We start from the raw sequence: 24899 nt of genomic DNA, 5'->3' as shown, positions 1-24899 counted from the left end.
AGAGGTGAGTCGGATGATTTGTCAAGAGTGTAATGAGAGGCCTGCTACCCTACATTTCACGAAGGTAGTAAATGGGGAGAAGACAGAAGTGCATTTGTGTGAACACTGCGCCCAGGATAAGGGAGATAAGTTTATGTTTGATTCTTCACCTGGTTTTTCTGTGAATAACTTATTGGCAGGTCTTCTTAATATATCTCCTGCATTCAAGCAGGCGAAAACTTCGGAAATTCCTCATCAAGAGGTTTTGCAGTGTGAAAAGTGCAAAATGACTTTTCAGCAGTTCATCAATGTGGGAAGGTTTGGATGTTCTCACTGTTATGAGACCTTCAAATCACAACTGGATCCCATTTTAAAACGAGTGCACAGCGGCAACGTCGAGCATCATGGAAAAGTTCCTGAGCGCATGGGAGGAGCCATCCACTTAAAGAAAAAAATCCTTCAATTGAGGGCCGATTTGCAAGCATCGATCGAAAATGAAGAGTTTGAGGAAGCAGCCAAGATCAGAGACGAAATCCGCTCCCTGGAGAAAGAGGTTAAGAAAGAGGGGGGAGATGCTGGATGAGCCTTGAGAAATTTTTGAGTAATGCCGTCAGCTCCTGGATGAATGAAGAAGGTCCGAATTCGGATATTGTCCTTAGCTCCCGGGTGCGGCTTGCCCGTAATTTTACCGATTTCCGGTACTCCACTCTTTATTCAGCGGAGGAAGCAAAGGAAATCGTAAGCAAGGTAAGGGATAAGATCCCTCTATATCCAAAAGATTTAGGGGAATTGGAATTTCTGGCTACGAATGAGATTCAACCTCTTCAAAAAAGGGTATTGATGGAGAAACACCTGATCAGTCCTAATTTAGCTGAGAATGAAAAAGACGGTGCAGTACTTTTATCAAATGAAGAAGATGTCAGCATCATGATAAACGAAGAAGATCATATTCGAATACAGTGTTTATACCCGGGTCTGCAGCTAAAAGAAGCATTGAATCGGGCCAATGAAATCGATGATTGGTTTGAAAGTGAATTCAATTATGCGTTTGATGAGAAGCATGGATACTTAACGACATGTCCGACAAATGTTGGAACAGGGCTAAGGGCTTCGGTCATGATGCACCTTCCCGGCCTAGTGCTGACCCAGCAGCTGAACCGTATCATACCCGCCATCAACCAGCTGGGACTAGTGGTTAGAGGTATTTATGGAGAAGGCAGTGAAGCGTTGGGTAATATATTTCAAATATCGAATCAGATCACATTAGGTAAATCCGAAGAGGATATTGTGGAAGATTTATTAAGCGTCGTAAAGCAGATCATCGACAAAGAAGAGTCTGCCAGGGAAGCATTAGTCAAGACATCGAACATACAATTAGAAGACAGAGTGTTCCGCTCGCTCGGGGTACTTGAACACAGCCGCATCATCGAATCCAAGGAAGCAGCGAAATGTTTATCGGATGTAAGACTTGGAATCGATTTAGGATACATCAAAAACATATCCAAGAATATATTGAATGAACTAATGATTTTGACTCAGCCGGGGTTCCTGCAGCAATATTCGGGAGGACCTCTTAGACCAAATGAAAGAGATATAAGAAGGTCTTCTTTGATACGAGAGCGAATTAAATTAGATAAAGACGCATGTGAGGAGGAAGAATAATATGATGTTTGGTCGATTTACAGAAAGAGCACAAAAGGTATTGGCATTGGCCCAAGAAGAAGCAATCCGCTTGGCACACAGTAATATTGGCACTGAACATATTTTATTGGGACTTGTCCGTGAAGGTGAAGGGATTGCGGCGAAGGCATTGACTGCACTGGGGCTCAGCCCGGAGAAGATACAGAAGGAAGTAGAAGGCCTGATCGGTAAAGGTTCCGAGAAATCCCAAACCATTCATTATACACCTAGAGCGAAGAAGGTCATCGAGCTATCGATGGATGAGGCTCGTAAGCTGGGCCACTCATATGTGGGTACTGAACATATTTTACTAGGCTTGATCCGTGAAGGAGAAGGCGTCGCTGCTAGAGTACTTGGTAACCTTGGGGTAAGCTTGAATAAAGCGAGACAGCAGGTCCTGCAGCTGCTTGGCAGCAATGATTCCAACAATCATCAAGGCGGAGGCAATGCAAACGCGAATACTCCAACACTTGACAGCCTGGCACGTGATTTGACCGCGATTGCACGTGAAGGAAGTTTGGATCCTGTTATCGGAAGAAGTAAAGAAATTCAACGTGTCATAGAAGTTCTAAGCCGCCGTACAAAAAATAACCCGGTGCTGATCGGAGAGCCTGGTGTAGGTAAAACCGCTATTGCAGAAGGACTTGCGCAGCAAATTATTGCCAATGAAGTACCGGAAATTCTCCGTGACAAGCGCGTCATGACACTTGATATGGGTACAGTTGTGGCAGGAACGAAATACCGCGGTGAGTTTGAAGACCGTCTGAAGAAAGTAATGGATGAAATCCGTCAGGCAGGAAACATCATTCTGTTTATCGATGAGCTTCATACCTTGATCGGTGCAGGCGGGGCAGAAGGGGCGATTGATGCTTCCAATATCTTAAAGCCATCCCTTGCACGCGGAGAACTTCAATGTATCGGTGCGACTACGCTGGATGAGTACCGTAAATATATTGAAAAAGATGCCGCGCTCGAACGCCGCTTCCAGCCTATTCAAGTGAATGAACCGACTGCTGAAGAGTCCATCCAGATTCTGAAAGGGCTTCGCGATCGTTATGAAGCACATCACCGTGTATCGATTACGGATGATGCAATCGATGCTGCAGTCAAGTTATCAGACCGTTATATTTCCGACCGGTTCCTGCCGGATAAAGCAATTGACTTAATTGATGAAGCAGGCTCGAAAGTCCGTCTTCGTTCATATACGACTCCTCCAAATTTGAAAGAGCTTGAATCGAGACTTGAGGAGATCCGTAAAGAGAAAGATGCAGCCGTTCAAAGTCAGGAGTTTGAAAAAGCCGCATCGTTACGTGATACAGAACAGAAGCTGCGTGAAGAGTTAGATGAAACGAAAAACACATGGAAAGAAAAGCAGGGACAGGAAAATACAGAAGTAACCGTCGAAGATATTGCGACAGTTGTTTCCAACTGGACGGGAGTACCTGTATCGAAACTTGCCCAAACTGAAACAGACCGACTGTTGAAGCTTGAAGAAATCCTTCATTCACGAGTAATCGGTCAATCTGAAGCGGTAGTGGCTGTTTCCAAGGCAGTCCGTCGTGCCCGTGCAGGACTGAAAGATCCAAAACGTCCAATCGGTTCCTTCATTTTCTTAGGGCCGACTGGGGTAGGGAAGACAGAGCTTGCCCGCGCATTAGCTGAATCAATGTTTGGCGATGAAGAAGCGATGATCCGAATTGACATGTCTGAGTACATGGAAAAGCATTCGACTTCACGCCTTGTCGGCTCACCACCTGGATATGTAGGTTATGATGAAGGCGGACAGCTCACAGAAAAAGTTCGACGCAAGCCATATTCCGTCATCCTGCTGGATGAGATCGAAAAAGCTCACCCTGACGTCTTCAACATCCTGCTGCAAGTGCTGGAAGATGGACGTCTGACAGACTCTAAAGGAAGAACGGTAGACTTCAGGAATACCGTGCTCATCATGACGTCGAACGTCGGCGCACAATCGCTTAAGAGCAATAAATATGTCGGGTTCAACATCCAGGATGGGAAACAGGATTACAAAGATATGAAAGGGAAGGTCATGGAAGAGCTTAAGAGAGCATTCCGCCCAGAGTTCCTGAACCGTATCGATGAGATCATCGTTTTCCACTCTTTAGAGAAAGATCATTTAAAAGAGATTGTCACGCTTATGTCTGATCAGCTTACGAAACGTTTGAAGGAGCAGGATATCCATATCGAACTTTCAGCTTCTGCGAAGGAAAAGATCGCTGATGAAGGATTCGATCCGGAATACGGAGCCCGCCCGCTGCGCCGTGCAATCCAAAAGCACGTCGAAGATAAGCTGTCTGAAGAGCTGCTGAGAGGAAAAGTCCTGACAGGTCAAAGCATTGTGATTGATGTCGAGGATAAAGAATTTGTAGTGAAGGTAAAAGAAGAAGCTAATTCTACTACCTGATCATCTATTGAAAAGAGGTACACGTATTTGTATGGCGTGTATCTCTTTTTTTAATCAGTGATTCTGTTGAAGCTTGGCGTTTTATTAACGACTCCAGCTGTTGATTGGAGTGCAAGACGAAGACTCCTGCGGGTAAAGCGTAGCTGGGGAGACCCCGCAGGCGCATAGCGCCGAGGAGGCTCCACGCTCGCCCGCGGAAAGCGAAGTCTTGCACGGAAATCAACAGCGTTATTAAGAAAAGGCTTTTAGATAGAGTAACCGAAAGCATCCATACATAATCACGAAGGGCTTTTCATTGAAAGCCTTACACAAAATCGTTACAATCAATCCAATAAGGATTGGTATGAATCAACAATAGGTAAAATAGAGTAGAAGAGGAGAAGAACTGATTTGGCAAAGAAAAAAACGAAATTTGTATGTTCGTCCTGTGGATATGAGTCGGCTAAATGGATGGGGAAATGTCCAGGATGCGGTGAATGGAACTCCATGGTCGAAGAGGTTGCAATCACTGGCAAACAGCCCAGGGCTGCATTTATGCACAGCGAAAAGACGGGACCTTCCAAGGCTGAAAAACTTTCTTCCATTGAAACCAGGCAGGAACCACGGGTTTTAACCGAATCCAGGGAATTAAACCGGGTCCTTGGCGGCGGGGTTGTTCCCGGCTCGCTGGTTTTAATAGGAGGAGATCCGGGTATAGGGAAATCCACTCTACTTCTTCAGGTTTCCTCGCAGCTTGCCCGACAAAACCAGAAAGTCTTATATATATCCGGGGAAGAGTCGATTAAGCAGACAAAACTACGAGCGGATCGTTTAAATATTAAAGGCGATGAATTATATATTTACGCAGAAACCAATTTAGAGTCTATACATCAAACGATTGAGCATCTTTCTCCAGATTTTGTGATCATTGACTCTATACAGACGATTTATCACCCTGAAGTGACGTCTGCTCCGGGAAGCGTTTCGCAGGTGCGTGAATGTACTGCAGAGTTGATGAGAATCGGAAAAACGAAAGGCATTGCCATCTTCATTGTAGGGCATGTTACTAAAGAAGGTTCAATTGCAGGACCGAGACTGCTCGAACATATGGTAGATACCGTATTATATTTTGAAGGGGAGCGCCATCATTCTTATCGTATTTTAAGGGCCGTGAAAAACCGGTTTGGATCTACGAATGAGATGGGGATATTTGAAATGAAAGAGTTGGGGCTAGAAGAGGTGGCCAACCCGTCAGAGATTTTCCTTGAAGAACGTTCTGAAGGGGCAACGGGCTCTACCGTAGTGGCCTCGATGGAGGGAACACGACCGGTGCTCGTTGAGATACAGGCTCTTGTAACCCCGACAAGCTTCAATAATCCCCGCCGGATGGCAACGGGAATTGAGCATAGCCGTGTTTCTCTGATTATGGCTGTATTGGAGAAGCGGGTGGGAATGCTGCTGCAGCAGCAGGATGCCTATCTTAAAGTGGCTGGGGGAGTTAAGCTTGACGAACCGGCGATTGATTTGGCCGTTGCCACGAGTATTGCCTCCAGTTTCCGTGATAAAGCTTCTAACCCTCATGATTGTATTATTGGGGAAGTCGGGCTGACCGGAGAAATCAGGAGAGTTTCGAGAATTGAACAACGGGTCCAGGAAGCAGCGAAACTAGGATTCAAGCGTGTGATCGTTCCTCAAAATAACTTGAGCGGGTGGCATCCTCCCTCTGATATTAATGTAGTGGGTGTAGCTACGATAAACGAAGCACTGGCCCTTATTTTAAATTCTTAGAGTGCATTGTAATTTGAGAATTGTCCAGCTCCAGCGCATAGCCCCTCGAGACGTTTCGGTCCGCTGGGTGGAGTCAAAGAACGATTTCACTGGTCGGACCAAGAGCGTTTGTCAGGGCTGACAGAGGCGCTTGCGCTTTTCTAAGGAGGATAAGGTATGGAAGAGAAAAAAACTGAAAAATCGATATCGGATATTTTGCAATTTGTTGCTCCAGGAGCTCCAATCAGAGAAGGTATAGATAATGTACTCCGGGCAAAAACGGGAGGGCTGATCGTAGTCGGATACAATGACAAAGTGAGATCCGTCGTTGATGGTGGATTTCATATCAATTGCTCCTTTTCCCCGAGCTATCTTTATGAGCTTGCGAAGATGGACGGAGCCATTATCTTAAATGAAGTCGGTACGAAGATCTTATATGCTAATGCTCAATTGGCTCCGGATGTTTATGTGCCTTCTACAGAAACCGGGATGAGGCACAGGACAGCAGAAAGGGTTGCGAGGCAAACGAATGCCCTCGTCATTGCAATCTCACAAAGGCGAAATGTCATCACCCTTTATCAAGGCAATTTCCGCTATGCACTCAAGGATATTTCGGTTATTTTAACAAAGGCGAATCAGGCCATTCAGACCTTGGAGAAGTACAAGGTCGTGCTTGATCAGAGTATTTCCAATCTGTCAGTCCTGGAATTTGAGGAGCTTGTTACTCACAGTGACCTTCTTCAGGTTCTACACCGTTTTGAGATGGTTCTTCGCATTAAGAATGAACTCTTGACTTATTTGAGTGAGCTGGGAACGGAAGGAAGACTGATCCGCCTGCAGATGAATGAACTGCTGGCGGACATTGAAGAGGAAGCGATGTTGATCATCCGGGATTACGCACAGGACCGGGACATCAAGCCGTTTGAAGTGTTGTACAAATTCCAGGAGCTTGTCCATTCAGAGGTTCTCGATGATAATGTCCTGTTAAAACTGCTCGGATACCATGGATATGTGCATCATGATGATGCTATTTTCCCTCGTGGATACCGTGTGTTGAATAAGATACCACGGCTGCCTGTCGTGATCATTGAAAACTTGATCACTGAATTTGAATCATTGCCGAAGGTGTGCAGCGCGTCTGTCACTGAATTGGATGAAGTTGAAGGAATCGGTGAAGTGAGAGCAAGAAAAATCAAAGAGGGCCTGAAGCTCATTAAAGAACAGACGTTCGCAGACCGTCAGTTATAGAGACTAGTCAAAAAGACCCTGTTATGATACAATGGAATCTTTTTCAAAAAATTGACAGTTCGGTTCGGACATGTTAGCCTTTTTTTAAGACCATTATAATAGGGCTTTCTCTATTAAAAATATTTCTTTTGGGTTAAATCATGAAGTTTTCCGAATTCAAACGTTTTAAAAATAGTAAATTGTTTATAATGAGTAGAAGGAGGTGAGGGAATGTTAAAAAATATCGTAAAAGCGTGCTTCCTTATAGTAGGCGGGACACTGGGGATCTTTCTGCTTCCCGAATTGTTAACCGTACTAAATCTATCTGACATTCCTTTGATTAATAACCCTTATATGACTGCCATATTTGGTGCCATTATCTTTTATATTCTTACGTTTTGGGCAGTCGAGTACGTCGTCAATTTCGTTAAGTGGTTTGAAGATAGTCTCGTGAAGGCGCCCGTGACAGATTTATTATTTGGCAGTTTAGGTTTGATTATTGGTCTTTTTGTTGCCTATTTATTTGGTATTCCTTTTAATCAGATGGAAATTCCGATCGTAAATACGGTTGTTCCCATTCTATTAACATTGATTCTTGGTTATTTAGGATTTCAGGTTGGTTTTAAAAAGAGAGATGAACTGATGAGCCTTTTCCCGGCTGCAGGTAAGGGTAAGAAAAAGGGTGCAGATGATGATCTTGAGGAAAACGGCGTAAAGACGCTGAAGATTTTAGATACAAGCGTGATCATTGACGGTCGTATCGCTGATATCTGTCAAACTGGATTCCTTGAAGGGATCGTGGTCATCCCTCAGTTCGTTTTAGAGGAGCTTCAGCATATTGCTGATTCATCGGATGTATTAAAACGCAACCGCGGACGAAGAGGACTTGATATATTAAATCGTATTCAAAAAGAGCTGCCAGTCGAGGTACAGATTTACGAAGGAGACTTCGAAGAAATCCAGGAAGTCGATTCAAAGCTTGTAAAACTGGCAAAGATCACTAATGGAATTGTCGTGACGAACGACTTCAACCTGAATAAAGTCTGTGACCTGCAAAGTGTACAAGTATTAAACATCAATGACCTGGCAAACGCAGTCAAGCCGGTCGTTCTGCCTGGAGAAGAACTGAAGGTGCAAGTGATCAAAGATGGTAAAGAACATAACCAAGGCATTGCGTACCTAGACGACGGAACCATGATCGTAGTCGAAGAAGGCCGCAACTACATCGGCAAATACATCGATGTCCTGGTAACAAGCGTCCTCCAAACATCAGCAGGCCGAATGATCTTCGCCAAACCCAAGCAATTAGAAAAAGCATTATAAAAAACATAAAAGCGGAAGCATTTATTACAGCCGCTGCATCATACTTAAGTCAGTCTGAAAGGTGATTCCATCTTTTAGGTTGGCTTATTTTATACTCTAGTAGTCAGTAAAGGTTTTATAATTTTGCTAATGAAACAAATGCATTTATAGTGTTTAAGTAAAGGGAATATCCAGCTTTTGATTGGAGTGCAAGACGAAGACTCCTGCGGGAAAAGCGAGACAGGTGAGACCCCGCAGGAGCGAATCGACGAGGAGGCTCACCGGCCGCCCGCGGAAAGCGAAGTCTTGCACGGAGATTAAAAGCGCTGATTTAAGAGATCTCTTTGTGTTACAACCTTAAAAAAGAACTTTGAAAATAATCCTTTGAACACCAACAACTTTGCCCTGACTCCCCCAATACTGTAAGCTATAATAAAGATTGACAAACGAAAGAGTAAAAAGGAGTTAACGTATGGAGTATCAAGTTGTCATCCCTGCTGCCGGACAAGGGAAAAGAATGAAAGCAGGTAAAAATAAATTGCTGCTTGAGCTGAACAGCTGCCCTGTCATCATACATACACTGCGGGTGTTTGACCATGACCCATATTGCAAAGGCATCTATTTAGCCATCCACCCTGGTGATTGGGAAGCGTTCCAAGAATTAATCCAGCGCTTCAACATCCAAAAGGTCGTGAAACTGGTCGAAGGTGGAGAAGAGAGACAGCACTCGGTGTATAATGCATTGCTTGAGATAGATCACGAGATCGTTCTTGTTCATGATGGAGCAAGGCCGTTTATTAAACCAGCAACTATTCATCATCTGGTGGAAGAGACGCAATCTTCGGGAGCGGCGATTGCCGCTGTTCCAGTGAAAGATACGATCAAGAAGGTAATCGATGGAGCGGTCGAGGAAACGATTGAACGCTCTAGCTTGTGGATGGTACAGACCCCGCAGGCTTTTCGTGTTTCATTATTGAAACGTGCACATAAAGATGCCGCAGAAAGTGGTTTCCTGGGTACAGACGATGCATCCCTGGTTGAAAGGCTGAACATAGGTGTTTCAGTCGTAGAGAGTGACTACGATAATATAAAACTGACGACACCAGAGGATTTATACTTTGCAGAAGCAATCGTAAAGAAGCAAGAGGAAATGAGTGGAGGGAAATAACATGTTTAGAATCGGACAAGGTTTTGATGTACATCAATTAACAGAAGGCAGGCCATTGATTATGGGCGGGATCACCATTCCATTTGAAAAAGGGTTACTGGGCCACTCAGATGCGGACGTACTGCTCCACGCAGTGGCGGATGGCTGCTTAGGCGCAATTGCAGCAGGGGATATCGGAAAACACTTCCCCGACACAGACCCTGAATTCAAGGATGCCGATTCCGCCAAGCTTCTCCAGCATGTCTGGATGCTAGTAAAAGAACAAGGCTATGAACTTGGAAATATCGATTGTACCATCATCGCCCAAAAGCCCAAAATGGCTCCTTACATCGATGAAATGAGAGCGCGTATCGCCGAACTCCTGGAAACCGACATCACCCAGGTCAACGTAAAAGCAACCACATCAGAAAAACTAGGCTTCACAGGCCGCGGAGAAGGAATCGCCGCGCAAACGACGGTATTAATCAAAAAGAAATAACCATACAAAATCCGCTTTATTCCCTCTCGCAACGGTGTTAAAATAAGCAGAGGATTTATAGCACGTATCCAAAGGAGGAAACACTCATGACAAATGAAGTTCGTGTACGTTATGCCCCAAGTCCAACGGGACATTTACATATCGGTAACGCAAGAACAGCCCTATTCAACTATCTATTTGCCCGCAGCGTAAACGGCAAATTCATCATCCGTATTGAGGATACAGATAAAAAGAGAAACATTGAAGGCGGAGAAGAGAGCCAGCTGAAATACCTTCAATGGCTTGGTATCGATTGGGATGAAAGTGTCGACAAACCGGGAGAATACGGTCCTTACCGCCAATCTGAACGTAACCATATCTATGAGCAGTATTTGAACGAGCTGTTAGAAAGCGGACAAGCATATAAGTGCTATTGCACCGAAGAAGAGCTTGAAGCTGAGCGTGAAGCTCAAACGGCAGCTGGTCAAATGCCCCGTTATTCCGGCAAATGCCGCAATTTGACGAAAGAAGATCAAGAGCGCCTGGCTGCAGAAGGCCGTCAACCGAGCATTCGTTTCAGAGTGCCTGCAGGCAAAGTGTATTCATTCAATGATATCGTGAAAGAAGATGTTTCTTTCGAATCCGATGGAATCGGCGATTTCGTTATTGCAAAGAAGGATGGAACACCTACGTATAACTTTGCGGTAGCGGTAGATGATTATTTGATGAAGATCTCTCACGTACTTCGCGGGGAAGACCATATCTCGAATACGCCGAAGCAGCTGATGATCTTTGAAGCGCTTGGATGGGAAGCACCTGTGTACGGTCATATGACGCTGATCGTCAATGAAAGCCGTAAGAAGCTTAGTAAACGTGATGAAAGCATCATTCAGTTCATCGAGCAGTACGAAGCCCTGGGATATCTGCCTGAAGCATTATTCAATTTCATTGCGCTATTAGGCTGGTCGCCTAAAGGAGAAGAAGAACTGTTCTCAAAAGAAGAGTTCATCGAAATCTTTGATCCTGAACGTTTATCCACTTCTTCTGCTCTTTTCGATAACCAGAAGCTGACATGGATGAACAATCAATACATGAAGAATCTTGAGCTCGACCAAGTAGTGGAACTTTCGCTGCCGCACCTGATCAAGGCCGGCAAACTGGAAGAACAAATGACAGACGAAAAGCGTGAATGGGCTAAAGGCGTCATTTCCCTTTACCAGGAGCAAATGAGTTTTGGGGCAGAAATCGTAGAATTGTCTGAGATGTTTTTCAAGAAAGATCTCGAATACGATGCGGATGCAAAAGCGGTATTGGAAGAAGAGCAGGTGCCTGAAGTGCTTCAGGCTTTCTTGGAAGAGATTGATGCGCTTGAAAACTACGAAGCGGCTGAAATCAAAAAATCAATCAAAGCTGTTCAAAAGTCGACAGGCCATAAAGGGAAGAAGCTGTTCATGCCGATCCGTGTTGCGGTAACTGGCCAGACACATGGCCCTGAATTGCCGAATGCAATCGAGCTTTTGGGGAAAGATAAAGTAAAGCACCGTCTTCAAAGTCTTTTAGGTTAACATTTTCGAATAAATGTAATATAGTAAGAGTACCAATTCATTCATATTGATCGCGTTGATGAGGAGAAGTAAGAAAAGGACGCTTATTAGAGAGAACCATCACCGGCTGAAAGTGGTTCAGGCCTCTCCCTTTCTGAAATGCACCTCAGAGCCCGTTACTGAAATAAGTAGGTAATGGCGGTTTCCTGCCGTTAACAGGTCGAGTTGGAGAAGAGAGATTCTTCTCAATCAGAGTGGAACCGCGCTGCCTATGCGTCTCTGTCATTACGATGACAGGGACGTTTTTTATTTTCTAAGAAAGTATAACTTGAATTTGAGAAATGGCCAGCTCGAGCGCCCAGCCCCTTGAGACGTTTCGGTCCTCCGGGTGGAGTCAAAGAACAACTTCACTGGTCGGTCCAAGAGCGTTGGTCGGGGATGAACAAGGCGCTTGCGCTTTTCTAGATAGGAGGGGAGAAGATGTTTAAGGCATTCAAAGAAGATATAGATGTTGTATTTGAACAGGATCCGGCTGCCAGAAGTTATATTGAAGTGATTCTGACGTATTCAGGACTTCACGCTATTTGGTCCCACCGGATCGCTCATGCGTTTTTTAAACGGAAGTTCTTTTTTCTGGCACGTTTGATATCCCAGATCAGCCGTTTCTTCACCGGGATTGAAATTCATCCGGGTGCAAAGATCGGACGCCGTTTCTTCATTGACCATGGTATGGGTGTGGTGATTGGGGAAACATGTGAGATAGGGGATAACGTGACGATCTTCCAGGGTGTTACCTTGGGCGGGACCGGCAAGGAGAAAGGGAAGCGGCATCCGACCATCCATGATAACGCGCTGATTGCAACAGGTGCCAAGGTATTAGGCTCTATCATAGTTGGAGAAAATTCTAAAGTCGGGGCCGGATCTGTCGTGCTGAAGGATGTGCCTCCGAACTCTACTGTTGTCGGAATTCCCGGCCGAATTGTGATAAGGGACGGAGTAAAGGTGCAGAAAGATTTGAATCACAGCAACCTGCCAGACCCAGTATACGATCGAATGAAACAGATGCAGGAAGAAATCGATGAACTGAAAACATTACTGAAGGATCATGAGGGAAGGAGTCGATCAATATGACGATTCGTTTATATAATACGTTAACAAGTAAGAAAGAGGAATTTCATCCGCTGGAAGAGGGTAAAGTGAAAATGTATGTTTGCGGGCCGACCGTATACAATTACATTCATATCGGGAACGCCCGTCCTGCCATTGTGTTTGATACAGTCAGACGTTACTTGGAATACAGAGGATATGATGTTCAATATGTATCCAATTTTACAGATGTCGACGATAAGCTGATCAAAGCGGCGAATGAATTGGGAGAAGAAGTCCCGACCATCGCCAAGCGATTTATTGAAGCCTATCATGAGGACACGGGAGCGCTCGGCTGCAAAAAAGCCGATATCCATCCGACAGTAACGGAAAACATCGAAACGATCATCGAGTTCATCTCAGCCCTTGTTGAAAAGGGGTATGCGTATGAGTCAAAGGGCGATGTCTATTACCGCACCAGAAAATTCGAAGGGTACGGTAAGTTGTCCCATCAACCGATCGATGAACTGAAAGCGGGGGCGCGTATCGATGTAGGTGATAAAAAAGAAGATGCCCTTGATTTTGTTTTATGGAAAGCGGCCAAAGAAGGCGAAATTTCCTGGGATAGTCCATGGGGCAAAGGTCGTCCTGGTTGGCATATCGAATGCTCTGCCATGGCGAAACGTTATTTGGGTGACAGCATCGATATCCATGCAGGGGGACAGGACCTCACTTTCCCTCACCATGAAAATGAGATTGCACAGTCTGAAGCTCTGACGGGCAAGCCGTTCGCCAAGTACTGGATGCATAACGGCTACATCAATATCGATAATGAAAAAATGTCTAAGTCACTGGGGAACTTCGTATTGGTTCACGACATCATCAAGGAGCAGGATCCGCAGGTTCTTCGTTTCTTCATGTTGTCAGTGCACTACCGCCATCCGATCAACTACAATCTAGAGCTTCTGCAAAATGCCGAAACCGCTCTTGACCGGATCAAGACAGCTTATGAAAACCTTAAACACCGCAAGGAATCGAGTACAGACCTGACGGATCACAATCAAGAATGGCTTGATAAGGTAGCAGGGTTAAAAGAACAGTTCATTTCTGAAATGGATGATGACTTCAATACAGCGAATGGTATTTCAGTGCTGTTTGAGTTATCCAAACAAGCGAATTATTATCTGATGGAGAAGAATACGGCTGTAGAGGTCATCGATTCTTTCCTTCATCAATTTGAAGATTTCTTCGAGGTGCTGGGTCTCAGCCTGCAAGTGGAAACCGAGCTTCTGGATGAAGAAGTGGAAGAGCTGATCGAAAAGCGTATCCAGGCCCGTAAAGACCGGAACTTCCAGTTGGCGGATGAAATTCGCGACACATTGAAAGAAATGAATATCATTTTAGAAGACACACCGCAGGGTACCCGCTGGAAGAGAGGTTCCTGATGATATACGAAACAAATGAACAAATCGATGCGAAACAAATAAATGCGCTCGCCCTTGCGTATATGGGAGATGCCGTCTATGAGACGTATGTGCGGCAGCTCCTGTTGACGAAGGGGAAAATCAAACCGAACCAGCTTCACCGAGCGGCAACCAACTATGTGTCAGCGAAAGCACAGGCAGCAATTTTGAAGAAGCTTTTTGATGAGGACCGCCTAACCGAGGAAGAGATCAATATTGTCAAGCGCGGCCGTAATGCGAAATCAGGAAGTGTTCCCAAGAATACAGATGTGCAGACGTATAATCACAGCACAGCTTTTGAAGCGCTGATCGGGTACTTATTTTTACTGAACAGAACAGAACGATTAGAAGAATTAATAAAGATCATTTTTGACAGTCATGGAAAGGAGGAATAAGCAATGAGCAAAGACTTTATTGGTGGAAGGAACCCCGTCATTGAAGCATTGAAGTCGGGGAGGGAAATTAATAAGATATGGATTGCGGAAGGTTCTCAGAAGGGATCGATTCAGCAGATCCTCGGTCTGGCCAAGGATGCGAATGTGATGGTTCAATATGTTCCCAAGAAAAAAATCGAGCAGATGGTAGCAGAGAATCATCAGGGAGTGGTTGCTTCGGTGGCTGCTTATAAATATGCAGAGATCGATGATATTTTCGATAAAGCTGCACAGAAAGGGGAGGATCCGTTCATTCTCATCTTGGACGAGCTTGAGGATCCTCATAATCTTGGATCCATCATGAGAACAGCGGATGCAACGGGCGCTCACGGGATTATCATTCCAAAACGCAGAGCGGTAGGATTGACCTCAACCGTAGCGAAAGCGTCAACAGGGGCGATCGAACATATTCCTGTAGCCCGTGTCACAAACCTCTCGAGAGCAGTGGACGAGCTGAAGGAACGAGGTGTGTGGGTTGCCGGAACGGATGCAAAAGGCAAGCAGGACTACAGGCAGCTTGATGGGACGCTGCCGATCGGACTCATTATCGGAAGTGAAGGTAAGGGTATGAGCCGCATTCTTCGTGATAAGTGTGATTTCCTGGTCCAGCTACCGATGGCAGGCCATGTCACGTCATTGAATGCTTCGGTGGCAGCCAGTATCTTAATGTATGAGGTTTACCGGAATCGCCACCCGCTGGGGGAATAGGGAATAATGGATATTCTCCTCGTGGATGGATATAACATCATTGGTGCCTGGCCGGAATTGAATGAATTGAAGAAAAAGGATTTAGCAGCGGCCCGGGACCGGCTTGTCGAGCAGATGGCCGAATATCAGGGATATACCGGCTACCGGGTCATTGTGGTCTTTGATGCATACTATGTTCAGGGAGTCGCCCGCAAGTACAATAATTATAAGGTGGAAGTATTATTCACAAGAGAAAATGAAACGGCGGATGAACGGATCGAGAAGCTTGCCATCGAGCTGGGCAACATCAAAACCCAAATCCATGTGGCGACTTCCGATTTCACTGAACAGTGGGCAATTTTCGGTCAGGGGGCTCTGCGTAAATCTGCCAGAGAACTTTTGACAGAAATAAAAGTGATTGAAAAAAAGATTGAGAGAAAAGTCCGCACATCCACTGATAATAAGCCATCCTCGAAGATTCAATTGTCGGACGAAGTTGCTGAAATTTTCGAAAAATGGCGCCGCGGTGAACGATGAGCGGTTGACGATTGAATTTTCTGTAATGTATAATATTTCTATCTATTGTTTTGCGCGGGGGGATGTGTGTGAGCAATATCATCAAGAAGGATACATTTACCAGTCAGTTTGAAGGTATGGATGATGAAGAGATAATAGAAGCCGTCCATCTGGGGAATAGCGAAGCGCTGGATTTCCTGATCAAAAAGTATCGGAATTTTGTGAGAGCGAAAGCCCGCTCGTATTTTTTAATCGGAGCAGATAAAGAGGATATCGTGCAGGAAGGTATGATTGGTCTTTATAAAGCCATCCGGGACTATAAAGAGGACAAGCTTACCTCTTTTAAGGCATTTGCCGAGCTTTGTATCACCAGGCAGATCATCACGGCGATCAAGACAGCGACCAGACAGAAACATATACCGCTAAATTCATATGTCTCATTGGACAAACCTATCTATGATGACGAATCGGACAGGACTCTGCTGGATGTCATTTCAGGTGCGAAGGTTAGTGATCCGGAAGAGCTGATTATCAATCGTGAAGAATTCGATAACATGGAAGATAAGATGGCCCAGCTGCTCAGCGACCTTGAGAGGAAAGTCCTGGCGCTTTATTTGGATGGACAATCCTATCAGGAAATATCGGAAGAATTGAACCGTCATGTCAAATCAATTGATAACGCTTTACAGCGGGTGAAGCGAAAGCTTGAGAGATACCTTGAGGTACGTGAAATAACGATGTAATTGTGTTATTGACACAAATTGGTGCCCGTGTTATTTTTGATAGGACTTACTATGTATATTTTAGGTGAATGATATGGCTGCTAAATTAGTACTGGCCTGTTCGGTGTGCGGTTCAAGAAATTATAGTGTTCCAAGTAATCGCAATCAATCGGTGAGGCTGGAGATAAAGAAGTTCTGTAATACATGCAATGCTCACACCCTACACAAAGAAACAAAATAGTTGAGTGAGAAGTCTTGCGTATTGATACAAGTTGGAGGTTACAAAAGGATGGTTAATTTCTTTCGCAATGTTGCATCAGAGATGAGAAAGGTCAGCTGGCCAAAACGTAAAGAATTAACACGCTACACAATCACTGTTATCACAACAGTCGTATTCGTCGCTGTTTTCTTTGCTGTTATCGATTTAGGGATTTCCGAATTGATGCGTTTGATCATCGGTTCTAAATAGAAGGCTGTTTTCTAAAAGGTTGTTGCTTTTCGTAAATTGGCTTGCAGCCTGAATATTGCTTGTGGACGTGCTCTTTTCGAACTCTCAAGTTTAAACAAAAGACGGACGGACAAGCCGAAAATACCCAAGTTCCGGTATTTTCTTGTGTGCAAAGTGACGAAGTATGCGAAAAGAGCTCAATAGAAAGATAGAATTAATTGTATATAACATGTGAAAGCATGGTATAATGAACATTAATAGAGTACATGACCTTTAAGCCCGTTCACTTTTACGGGTTTTTTCATTTGGAGAAAAAAGTCAAAAGGTATTCTTTAAATAGCGAGGAGGGACGGACGCTAAGTCCTATCAAATGGAGAAGAATTGGTATGTAGTTCATACTTATTCAGGATATGAGAACAAGGTTAAAGCGAATCTTGAGAAACGTGTTGAATCAATGGGGATGCAAGACAAGATCTTCCGTGTGCTCGTACCTGAAGAAGAAGAAACAGATATTAAGAACGGTAAGAAAAAAGTAGTGAAAAAGAAAGTATTCCCAGGTTACGTCATCGTGGAAATCGTCATGACAGATGATTCCTGGTATGTTGTAAGAAATACCCCTGGAGTGACAGGGTTCGTCGGTTCAACAGGGTCGGGATCAAAGCCTACACCGCTGCTGCCGGAAGAAGTGACGTATCTTCTGAAACAAATGGGCATGTCCGATAAGAAGATAGAAGTAGACTTCGAATTGGGCGAGACGGTAAAGGTGAACGAAGGGCCGTTTGCTAACTTTACAGGCACAATTGAAGAAATCGATTCTGCCAAATCGAAAGTCAAAGTCCATGTAAATATGTTCGGCAGGGATACCCCGGTAGAACTTGATTTCTCTCAAATTGATAAATTATAATGGAAAAGAACTTGAAATCACTCAAAAAAAGTGATAATATTTCATAAGTCAGTGCGTCTCGACAAGAGATACTGAAACTAATAAACGTTCTTTATGTTGATAAAGACATTTTTTACATTTGAGTGGGAGGGTGAAAAACCCAATAACCACATCACGGACTTAAGGAGGTGTGTCTCGTGGCTAAAAAAGTTATCAAAATGGTTAAATTGCAAATTCCTGCAGGTAAAGCTAATCCAGCTCCACCGGTTGGTCCTGCATTAGGTCAAGCAGGTGTTAACATCATGGGATTCTGTAAGGAATTCAATGCTCGTACAGCAGATCAAGCTGGCTTAATCATTCCTGTTGAAATTACGGTATTTGAAGACCGTTCATTTACATTCATCACAAAAACTCCACCTGCTGCTGTTCTACTTAAGAAAGCGGCTGGTATCGAGTCTGGTTCAGGCGAACCTAACAGCAAAAAAGTGGCAACACTTAAACGCGATAAAGTACGTGAAATTGCTGAAACAAAAATGCCTGACTTAAATGCAGCTAGCGTTGAATCAGCTATGCGCATGGTAGAAGGAACTGCGCGCAGCATGGGTATCGTCATCGAAGACTAATCCAGCTTCGCTTATCTGAATGTTCCTGTTGAACGAGGTTGCGATGATGAAATGTATTGTTTCACTCTCGCAACCTTATTTCGTGGGAGGTTATTCCGCTAAAACCACATCAAGGAGGAAATTATAAAATGGCTAAAAAAGGTAAAAAGTTTCTTGAAGCTCAAAAGCTTGTAGATCGTACTACAGCTTACTCAGTTGAAGAAGCAATCGAATTAGTAAAGAAAACAAACATCGCTAAGTTTGACGCAACTGTTGAAGTAGCGTTCCGCTTAGGAGTAGATACTCGTAAAAATGACCAGCAGATCCGTGGTGCAGTAGTATTACCACACGGTACTGGTAAAACTCAAAAAGTTCTTGTATTCGCTAAAGGCGAAAAAGCAAAAGAAGCAGAAGCTGCTGGCGCTGACTTCGTTGGTGATGCAGACCTAATCAACAAGATCAACCAAGGTTGGTTCGAGTTCGACGTAATCGTTGCAACTCCTGACATGATGGGTGAAGTTGGTAAACTTGGTCGTGTATTAGGACCTAAAGGTTTAATGCCAAACCCTAAAACTGGAACAGTGACTTTCGATGTTGAAAAAGCTGTTAACGAAATCAAAGCTGGTAAAGTAGAATACCGTGCTGACAAAGCTGGTAACGTACATGTTCCTGTTGGAAAGATCTCTTTTGACAGCGAAAAATTAGTTGAGAACTTCGCAACTATGTACGAAACAATGCTTAAAGCTAAACCTTCTGCAGCTAAAGGAACTTACATGAAGAACGTTGCTGTTACTTCAACTATGGGTCCTGGCGTTAAAGTTGATCCATCAACTTTTGCAGTTAAGGCATAATTTGGTATTGACTTACTAAGAACTAGTCATTATAATTAGTTCTGTTGTTAAAAAACGAATACATTTGTACCGTAGACAGCAGGTGCTCATTCAGAGCTTAATTTCCCGCCGAGGTAATTGCGATAAAAAATACGCTTGTGATGCGTGTTAGCGATGCCCTTATGTCTACAATGATATAAGGGCATTTTTTATTGGATGACGGTATAAATGTTCATCAGTCAATCTACAGGAGGTGTAATGATGAGCAGCATTCTAGAACAAAAGCAACACATCGTTGGAGAAATCTCCGACAAGTTAAAAAACAGTGTATCTACAATCATCGTAGATTACCGTGGCCTAGATGTTTCTGAAGTAACTGAGCTTCGTAAACAACTTCGTGAAGCTGGCATCGACTTCAAAGTGTACAAAAACACGATGACTCGTCGTGCTGCAGCAGAAGCTGGTCTTGAAGGGTTGAACGAATTCTTAACTGGTCCAAACGCAATCGCGTTCAGTTCAGAAGAAGTTGTAGCTCCTGCAAAGATCCTTAACAACTTCGCTAAAGAACACGAAGCACTTGAAATCAAAGCTGGTGTTATCGAAGGAACAATCACATCTGTTGAAGATGTTAAAGCTATCGCTGAACTTCCAAGCCGCGAAGGACTTCTTTCTATGCTACTCAGCGTGCTTCAAGCTCCAATGCGCAACTTCGCGTTGGCTACAAAAGCCGTTGCAGACCAAAAAGAAGAACAAGGCGCGTAAGTTAAACAGAGTCGCTTAAAAAATATTATGAACAAACACACTAAGGAGGAAATTTAAAATGAGTAAAGAGCAAATCATTGACGCGATTAAAGAAATGTCCGTTCTTGAATTAAACGATCTAGTAAAAGCAATCGAAGAAGAATTCGGAGTAACTGCTGCAGCACCTGTAGCTGTAGCTGGTGGCGGAGCAGAAGCTGCTGCTGAAAAAACTGAATTTGACGTTGTTCTTGAGAGCGCTGGTTCTCAAAAGATCAAAGTTATCAAAGTTGTTCGTGAAATCACAGGTCTTGGACTTAAAGAAGCGAAAGAACTTGTTGACAACACTCCAAAAGCTCTTAAAGAAGGCGTTTCTAAAGAAGAAGCTGAAGAGCTTAAAGCTAAACTTGAAGAAGTTGGCGCTGGCGTAGAAGTTAAGTAATAATCGCATAGAAGAAAAGCTCGCTTTATAAGCGGGCTTTTTTCTTCTTTTGGTTATATACTTGAAGCCATTTAACAGATGGAGGTGTAATAATGACTAATCACTACTATTCCAATAAGCCGGAAGTAGAAAGTAATCCTCAAATTATCCAATTTGAATTACGTGGGCATTCCTTCCGATTCAAAACGGACCAGGGAGTCTTTTCGAAAAGAGAAGTGGATTTCGGGTCAAGAACTTTGATAGAGAACTTCGAGCTGCCAGAAACAGAAGGTGACTTGTTGGATGTCGGGTGCGGTTACGGACCGATCGGTTTGACTTTGGCTAAAGATTTTGATGACCGGAGGGTTCATATGGTTGATGTAAATGAAAGAGCCCTGATGCTTGCAAGTGAAAATGCGAAAGCGAATGGTGTGGAGAATGTAAGCATCTACCAAAGCGACCGTTATCAAAACGTAAAAGAAAAGAGTTTTGCGGCAATCCTTACGAACCCTCCAATCAGAGCGGGTAAGGAAACTGTTCATTCCATTCTTTCCGAGAGCTATGACTACTTGGCGGATAATGGTGAGTTATGGGTCGTTATTCAGAAGAAACAAGGCGCTCCATCTGCCATGGATAAAATGGAAGAGTTGTTCTCAAATGTAGAAATCGCTGCAAGAAAAAAAGGTTACTACATTTTGAGGTCGGTAAAATAAATCCGTTGACGTAGCTAATACGCTATGATAACATTATAAAATGCAAAAATATTATTTTCCGGTATTGTGTCCATATGTATACATATTGGATAAATTGGAAAAGATTATAAAATAATAGTTCGTCATATGAAAATGAGGTTTTATCATTAAAACCCTTTTTCTTTTTGTCTTGTGTAGAGTCAAAACTACTATAGACAATATAGACACAACCAAAACGCTTGATTTGAGGGGTGAATCAGTTGACAGGTCAACTAGTTCAGTATGGACGACACCGCCAACGCAGAAGTTTTGCGCGTATCAGTGAAGTTTTAGAATTGCCGAATTTAATCGAAATTCAAACTTCCTCGTATCAATGGTTTCTTGATGAGGGGTTAAGAGAAATGTTCCGTGACATTTCTCCGATTGAGGACTTCACTGGTAATCTCTCTTTAGAATTTATTGATTATAGTCTGGGAGAGCCAAAGTACTCGGTGGAAGAATCAAAGGAAAGAGATGTAACTTACTCTGCGCCGCTTAGGGTGAAAGTCCGTCTTGTGAATAAGGAAACTGGAGAAGTGAAAGATCAAGACGTATTTATGGGTGATTTTCCATTAATGACGGATACAGGTACTTTTGTCATTAATGGAGCTGAGCGTGTCATCGTATCTCAGCTTGTTCGTTCACCTAGTGTGTACTTCAGCGGAAAAGTAGATAAGAACGGAAAGAAAGGGTTTACTGCTACCGTTATACCAAACCGCGGAGCTTGGCTTGAGTATGAAACAGATGCTAAAGATGTTGTATATGTGCGAATTGATCGAACTCGCAAACTGCCGGTAACGGTTCTTTTACGTGCCCTTGGGTTTGGCTCTGATCAAGAAATCATCGATTTGATCGGTGATAATGAGTACATTCGTAACACGCTCGAGAAAGACAATACGGAAGGTATCGACAAAGCATTGCTCGAAATCTATGAGCGTCTGCGTCCGGGAGAACCTCCTACAGTAGAAAATGCTAAAAGTTTACTCGTTTCACGTTTCTTTGATCCAAAGCGTTATGACTTGGCAAACGTTGGACGTTATAAGATGAATAAAAAGCTTCATATTAAGAACCGTTTATTCGGTCAGACTCTAGCAGAAACTCTAGCAGATCCGGAAACGGGCGAGATTCTTGCAGAGAAAGGCACGGTCCTTGACCGTCGTACACTTGATAAGGTCATCCCTTATTTAGAAGAGGGAATCGGATTCAAGACATATCAGCAGTCCGGCGGAGTATTGGAAGAAGATGTTCTTCTTCAATCTATCAAAATTTACTCTCCAAACGAAGAGGGAGAACAAGAGATTAATGTAATCAGTAACGCGTATGTAGAAGAAGAAGTCAAATACATCACACCTGCTGACATCATCTCTTCCATCTCATATTTCTTCAACTTATTGCATGGAGTAGGATTGACAGATGATATCGACCACTTAGGTAACCGTCGTTTACGTTCGGTTGGCGAATTGCTGCAGAATCAGTTCCGTATCGGTCTTTCCCGTATGGAGCGTGTGGTTCGTGAGAGAATGTCCATCCAGGACACAAATACGATCACTCCACAGCAGCTGATCAATATTCGTCCGGTCATCGCTTCCATCAAAGAGTTCTTTGGAAGCTCACAGCTGTCTCAATTCATGGACCAAACGAATCCATTGGCAGAATTGACGCACAAACGCCGTCTATCTGCATTGGGACCTGGTGGTTTGACACGTGAACGTGCTGGTTTCGAAGTACGTGACGTTCACTATTCCCACTATGGCCGTATGTGTCCGATTGAAACACCTGAGGGGCCGAACATCGGACTGATCAACTCACTTTCTTCATTTGCGAAAGTGAATAAATTCGGATTTATTGAAACACCATATCGTCGTGTTGATCCTGATACAGGGAAAGTAACCGATCGTATCGACTACTTGACAGCAGACGAAGAAGATAACTATGTAGTGGCACAAGCAAACGCACGTCTTGGAGAAGATGGCGCGTTCCTTGATGAAGAAGTCATCGCCCGTTTCCGTGGTGAAAACACGGTCATCAAGCGTGAACGTCTTGACTACATGGATGTATCACCTAAACAAGTAGTATCAGCTGCGACAGCATGTATTCCTTTCTTAGAGAACGATGACTCCAACCGTGCCCTAATGGGAGCGAACATGCAGCGTCAAGCAGTACCTCTTATGAATCCTGAGTCCCCGATTGTAGGAACTGGTATGGAACACGTATCAGCTAAAGACTCCGGAGCTGCAGTCATCTGTAAGCATGAGGGTGTTGTGGAAAAAGTTGAAGCGAAACAAGTTTGGGTTCGCCGTGTGAAAGAAATCGATGGTCAGGAAGTCAAAGGTGACCTCGATAAGTATCGTATGCAAAAATTCATCCGTTCCAACCAGGGAACTTGTTACAACCAGCGTCCGATTGTAAGTGAAGGCGACCGTGTAGTAAAAGGAGAAATCCTTGCTGATGGTCCTTCAATGGAAAAAGGCGAGTTAGCCTTAGGACGTAACGTAATGGTTGGTTTCATGACATGGGACGGTTACAACTATGAAGATGCGATCATCATGAGTGAGCGTCTTGTAAAAGACGATGTATATACTTCTATTCATATTGAAGAATATGAGTCTGAGTCACGTGATACGAAGCTTGGGCCGGAAGAAATCACTCGTGATATTCCAAACGTCGGTGAAGATGCACTGCGCAATCTTGACGAACGTGGAATCATCCGCATCGGTGCAGAAGTAAAAGATGGCGACTTGCTTGTTGGTAAAGTAACGCCTAAAGGTGTAACAGAGCTGACCGCTGAAGAACGTCTATTACATGCAATCTTTGGTGAGAAAGCTCGAGAAGTAAGAGATACATCCCTTCGTGTACCTCACGGCGGCGGCGGAATCATCCTTGATGTGAAAGTCTTCAACCGTGAAGATGGCGACGAACTGCCACCGGGTGTCAACCAGCTGGTCCGCGTCTACATCGTTCAGAAACGTAAGATCTCTGAGGGTGACAAGATGGCCGGCCGACATGGTAACAAGGGTGTTATCTCTAAGATCCTGCCTGAAGAAGACATGCCGTATCTTCCAGACGGTACACCAATCGATATCATGCTTAACCCATTAGGGGTACCATCACGTATGAACATCGGTCAGGTGCTTGAGCTTCACTTGGGTATGGCCGCAAGATATCTTGGCATTCATGTTGCTTCACCTGTATTTGATGGAGCGCGTGAGGAAGATGTTTGGTCTACGATCGAAGAAGCAGGTATGGCGCGCGATGCCAAAACCGTTCTTTACGATGGTAGAACCGGTGAACCGTTTGACAACCGAGTATCAGTTGGAATCATGTATATGATCAAGCTTGCTCACATGGTTGATGACAAACTTCACGCACGTTCTACCGGTCCTTACTCACTAGTTACGCAGCAGCCGCTTGGAGGTAAAGCTCAATTCGGTGGACAGCGCTTCGGTGAGATGGAAGTATGGGCACTTGAAGCATATGGTGCTGCTTATACACTGCAAGAAATCCTTACGGTTAAATCCGATGATGTTGTCGGCCGTGTGAAAACATACGAGGCAATCGTCAAAGGTGAAAACGTACCTGAGCCTGGAGTTCCAGAATCCTTCAAGGTTCTTATCAAAGAGCTTCAAAGTTTGGGTATGGATGTCAAGATCCTTTCAAGTACTGAAGAAGAAATTGAAATGCGTGACTTGGAAGACGAAGAAGAAGTACAACAAGCTGACACGCTAAATATATCTGAGTCTAATGAGCAAAAATCCGAGACAGTAGGGTCAAAGGAATAAATTTAGAGCAATTAGGGTTAGAGCCTGTAGA

General features: G+C 44.0%; 24 protein-coding genes and 2 other annotated features. All 24 genes read left to right on the top strand.

Features of this window, described 5'->3' with window-relative positions; translation table 11 throughout:
- Nucleotides 1–13 precede the first annotated feature (13 nt).
- Nucleotides 14–562 carry a UvrB/UvrC motif-containing protein gene (locus ACXAFV_RS01175; RefSeq protein ID WP_475123907.1) on the top strand — a complete coding sequence of 183 codons (549 nt, stop codon included), beginning with the start codon at nucleotides 14–16 and terminating at the stop codon, nucleotides 560–562.
- Nucleotides 559–1641, top strand: a complete 1083-nt coding sequence (locus tag ACXAFV_RS01170) for a protein arginine kinase (RefSeq protein WP_475123905.1) — start codon at nucleotides 559–561, stop codon at nucleotides 1639–1641. The genes ACXAFV_RS01175 and ACXAFV_RS01170 overlap by 4 nt, the downstream gene beginning before the upstream one ends.
- A gap of 1 nt (nucleotide 1642) precedes the next feature.
- Nucleotides 1643–4084 carry an ATP-dependent protease ATP-binding subunit ClpC gene (gene clpC, locus ACXAFV_RS01165; protein WP_475123904.1) on the top strand — a complete coding sequence of 814 codons (2442 nt, stop codon included), beginning with the start codon at nucleotides 1643–1645 and terminating at the stop codon, nucleotides 4082–4084.
- 390 nt (nucleotides 4085–4474) lie between these two features.
- Entirely contained in the window at nucleotides 4475–5851 is a 1377-nt protein-coding gene (gene radA / locus ACXAFV_RS01160; RefSeq protein ID WP_475123902.1) for a DNA repair protein RadA, read from the top strand.
- Between the two features lie 156 nt (nucleotides 5852–6007).
- Complete coding sequence (disA, locus tag ACXAFV_RS01155) at nucleotides 6008–7078, top strand: DNA integrity scanning diadenylate cyclase DisA (RefSeq protein ID WP_475123901.1); 1071 nt, start codon at nucleotides 6008–6010, stop codon at nucleotides 7076–7078.
- A 210-nt stretch (nucleotides 7079–7288) separates the two neighbouring features.
- On the top strand, nucleotides 7289–8380 hold the full coding sequence (locus ACXAFV_RS01150) for a PIN/TRAM domain-containing protein (protein ID WP_475123899.1): 1092 nt from the start codon (nucleotides 7289–7291) through the stop codon (nucleotides 8378–8380).
- A gap of 451 nt (nucleotides 8381–8831) precedes the next feature.
- Nucleotides 8832–9527, top strand: a complete 696-nt coding sequence (ispD, locus tag ACXAFV_RS01145) for a 2-C-methyl-D-erythritol 4-phosphate cytidylyltransferase (RefSeq protein WP_475123897.1) — start codon at nucleotides 8832–8834, stop codon at nucleotides 9525–9527.
- Nucleotide 9528: 1 nt separating this feature from the next.
- The gene (ispF, locus tag ACXAFV_RS01140) at nucleotides 9529–10005 is read left to right on the top strand and encodes a 2-C-methyl-D-erythritol 2,4-cyclodiphosphate synthase (protein WP_475123896.1); all 477 of its coding nucleotides are present in this window, start codon (nucleotides 9529–9531) and stop codon (nucleotides 10003–10005) included.
- Between the two features lie 86 nt (nucleotides 10006–10091).
- Nucleotides 10092–11549 (top strand): glutamate--tRNA ligase, encoded by a 1458-nt coding sequence (gltX, locus tag ACXAFV_RS01135; protein WP_475123894.1) that lies wholly within the window; start codon nucleotides 10092–10094, stop codon nucleotides 11547–11549.
- A gap of 46 nt (nucleotides 11550–11595) precedes the next feature.
- Nucleotides 11596–11812: a binding site (T-box leader), on the top strand.
- Nucleotides 11813–12008: 196 nt separating this feature from the next.
- Nucleotides 12009–12659, top strand: a complete 651-nt coding sequence (gene cysE / locus ACXAFV_RS01130; protein WP_475123893.1) for a serine O-acetyltransferase — start codon at nucleotides 12009–12011, stop codon at nucleotides 12657–12659.
- Nucleotides 12656–14059 carry a cysteine--tRNA ligase gene (gene cysS / locus ACXAFV_RS01125; RefSeq protein WP_475123892.1) on the top strand — a complete coding sequence of 468 codons (1404 nt, stop codon included), beginning with the start codon at nucleotides 12656–12658 and terminating at the stop codon, nucleotides 14057–14059. The genes cysE and cysS overlap by 4 nt, the downstream gene beginning before the upstream one ends.
- A complete protein-coding gene (locus tag ACXAFV_RS01120; RefSeq protein ID WP_475123891.1) occupies nucleotides 14059–14472 on the top strand; it encodes a Mini-ribonuclease 3 in 414 nt (137 codons plus the stop codon). The genes cysS and ACXAFV_RS01120 overlap by 1 nt, the downstream gene beginning before the upstream one ends.
- Before the next feature lie 3 nt (nucleotides 14473–14475).
- A complete protein-coding gene (gene rlmB, locus ACXAFV_RS01115) occupies nucleotides 14476–15219 on the top strand; it encodes a 23S rRNA (guanosine(2251)-2'-O)-methyltransferase RlmB (protein WP_475123890.1) in 744 nt (247 codons plus the stop codon).
- Nucleotides 15220–15225: 6 nt separating this feature from the next.
- Nucleotides 15226–15735 (top strand): NYN domain-containing protein, encoded by a 510-nt coding sequence (locus ACXAFV_RS01110; RefSeq protein ID WP_475123888.1) that lies wholly within the window; start codon nucleotides 15226–15228, stop codon nucleotides 15733–15735.
- A 77-nt stretch (nucleotides 15736–15812) separates the two neighbouring features.
- Nucleotides 15813–16457, top strand: coding sequence for an RNA polymerase sporulation sigma factor SigH (gene sigH, locus ACXAFV_RS01105; RefSeq protein ID WP_475126034.1), 645 nt, complete (start codon nucleotides 15813–15815; stop codon nucleotides 16455–16457).
- A 73-nt stretch (nucleotides 16458–16530) separates the two neighbouring features.
- A complete protein-coding gene (gene rpmG / locus ACXAFV_RS01100; protein WP_334219437.1) occupies nucleotides 16531–16677 on the top strand; it encodes a 50S ribosomal protein L33 in 147 nt (48 codons plus the stop codon).
- Between the two features lie 48 nt (nucleotides 16678–16725).
- Entirely contained in the window at nucleotides 16726–16905 is a 180-nt protein-coding gene (secE, locus tag ACXAFV_RS01095) for a preprotein translocase subunit SecE (RefSeq protein ID WP_175986338.1), read from the top strand.
- A 349-nt stretch (nucleotides 16906–17254) separates the two neighbouring features.
- On the top strand, nucleotides 17255–17788 hold the full coding sequence (gene nusG / locus ACXAFV_RS01090; RefSeq protein WP_475123887.1) for a transcription termination/antitermination protein NusG: 534 nt from the start codon (nucleotides 17255–17257) through the stop codon (nucleotides 17786–17788).
- Nucleotides 17789–17964: 176 nt separating this feature from the next.
- Nucleotides 17965–18390 (top strand): 50S ribosomal protein L11, encoded by a 426-nt coding sequence (gene rplK / locus ACXAFV_RS01085; protein WP_032085258.1) that lies wholly within the window; start codon nucleotides 17965–17967, stop codon nucleotides 18388–18390.
- 128 nt (nucleotides 18391–18518) lie between these two features.
- Nucleotides 18519–19220, top strand: coding sequence for a 50S ribosomal protein L1 (gene rplA / locus ACXAFV_RS01080; RefSeq protein WP_475123886.1), 702 nt, complete (start codon nucleotides 18519–18521; stop codon nucleotides 19218–19220).
- Nucleotides 19221–19271: 51 nt separating this feature from the next.
- Nucleotides 19272–19418, top strand: a sequence feature (ribosomal protein L10 leader region).
- 42 nt (nucleotides 19419–19460) lie between these two features.
- Nucleotides 19461–19961, top strand: a complete 501-nt coding sequence (gene rplJ, locus ACXAFV_RS01075) for a 50S ribosomal protein L10 (protein ID WP_175989565.1) — start codon at nucleotides 19461–19463, stop codon at nucleotides 19959–19961.
- Between the two features lie 58 nt (nucleotides 19962–20019).
- Nucleotides 20020–20379, top strand: coding sequence for a 50S ribosomal protein L7/L12 (gene rplL, locus ACXAFV_RS01070; protein WP_446244951.1), 360 nt, complete (start codon nucleotides 20020–20022; stop codon nucleotides 20377–20379).
- Nucleotides 20380–20471: 92 nt separating this feature from the next.
- Nucleotides 20472–21071: a class I SAM-dependent methyltransferase gene (locus ACXAFV_RS01065; RefSeq protein WP_475123885.1), complete on the top strand. Its 600-nt coding sequence runs from the start codon at nucleotides 20472–20474 to the stop codon at nucleotides 21069–21071.
- A 239-nt stretch (nucleotides 21072–21310) separates the two neighbouring features.
- Nucleotides 21311–24868 carry a DNA-directed RNA polymerase subunit beta gene (rpoB, locus tag ACXAFV_RS01060; protein ID WP_475123883.1) on the top strand — a complete coding sequence of 1186 codons (3558 nt, stop codon included), beginning with the start codon at nucleotides 21311–21313 and terminating at the stop codon, nucleotides 24866–24868.
- The last annotated feature ends 31 nt before the right edge of the window (nucleotides 24869–24899 follow it).

Source organism: Rossellomorea sp. ABR4_012, from assembly GCF_056159545.1.
This window is presented reverse-complemented; position numbering and strand designations above follow the sequence as displayed.

Excerpts from the sequence above, each read along its gene's own strand:
- ACXAFV_RS01150 (WP_475123899.1), top strand. The coding sequence starts at position 7,289 with ATGTTAAAAAATATCGTAAAAGCGTGCTTCCTTATAGTAGGCGGGACA.
- rplL (WP_446244951.1), top strand. The coding sequence starts at position 20,020 with ATGAGTAAAGAGCAAATCATTGACGCGATTAAAGAAATGTCCGTTCTT.
- secE (WP_175986338.1), top strand. The coding sequence starts at position 16,726 with ATGGTTAATTTCTTTCGCAATGTTGCATCAGAGATGAGAAAGGTCAGC.
- ACXAFV_RS01175 (WP_475123907.1), top strand. The coding sequence starts at position 14 with ATGATTTGTCAAGAGTGTAATGAGAGGCCTGCTACCCTACATTTCACG.
- rplA (WP_475123886.1), top strand. The coding sequence starts at position 18,519 with ATGGCTAAAAAAGGTAAAAAGTTTCTTGAAGCTCAAAAGCTTGTAGAT.
- ACXAFV_RS01065 (WP_475123885.1), top strand. The coding sequence starts at position 20,472 with ATGACTAATCACTACTATTCCAATAAGCCGGAAGTAGAAAGTAATCCT.
- clpC (WP_475123904.1), top strand. The coding sequence starts at position 1,643 with ATGATGTTTGGTCGATTTACAGAAAGAGCACAAAAGGTATTGGCATTG.
- ACXAFV_RS01170 (WP_475123905.1), top strand. The coding sequence starts at position 559 with ATGAGCCTTGAGAAATTTTTGAGTAATGCCGTCAGCTCCTGGATGAAT.
- cysE (WP_475123893.1), top strand. The coding sequence starts at position 12,009 with ATGTTTAAGGCATTCAAAGAAGATATAGATGTTGTATTTGAACAGGAT.
- gltX (WP_475123894.1), top strand. The coding sequence starts at position 10,092 with ATGACAAATGAAGTTCGTGTACGTTATGCCCCAAGTCCAACGGGACAT.
- ispF (WP_475123896.1), top strand. The coding sequence starts at position 9,529 with ATGTTTAGAATCGGACAAGGTTTTGATGTACATCAATTAACAGAAGGC.
- ACXAFV_RS01110 (WP_475123888.1), top strand. The coding sequence starts at position 15,226 with ATGGATATTCTCCTCGTGGATGGATATAACATCATTGGTGCCTGGCCG.
- ispD (WP_475123897.1), top strand. The coding sequence starts at position 8,832 with ATGGAGTATCAAGTTGTCATCCCTGCTGCCGGACAAGGGAAAAGAATG.
- ACXAFV_RS01120 (WP_475123891.1), top strand. The coding sequence starts at position 14,059 with ATGATATACGAAACAAATGAACAAATCGATGCGAAACAAATAAATGCG.
- rlmB (WP_475123890.1), top strand. The coding sequence starts at position 14,476 with ATGAGCAAAGACTTTATTGGTGGAAGGAACCCCGTCATTGAAGCATTG.
- rplJ (WP_175989565.1), top strand. The coding sequence starts at position 19,461 with ATGAGCAGCATTCTAGAACAAAAGCAACACATCGTTGGAGAAATCTCC.
- disA (WP_475123901.1), top strand. The coding sequence starts at position 6,008 with ATGGAAGAGAAAAAAACTGAAAAATCGATATCGGATATTTTGCAATTT.
- cysS (WP_475123892.1), top strand. The coding sequence starts at position 12,656 with ATGACGATTCGTTTATATAATACGTTAACAAGTAAGAAAGAGGAATTT.
- nusG (WP_475123887.1), top strand. The coding sequence starts at position 17,255 with ATGGAGAAGAATTGGTATGTAGTTCATACTTATTCAGGATATGAGAAC.
- rpmG (WP_334219437.1), top strand. The coding sequence starts at position 16,531 with ATGGCTGCTAAATTAGTACTGGCCTGTTCGGTGTGCGGTTCAAGAAAT.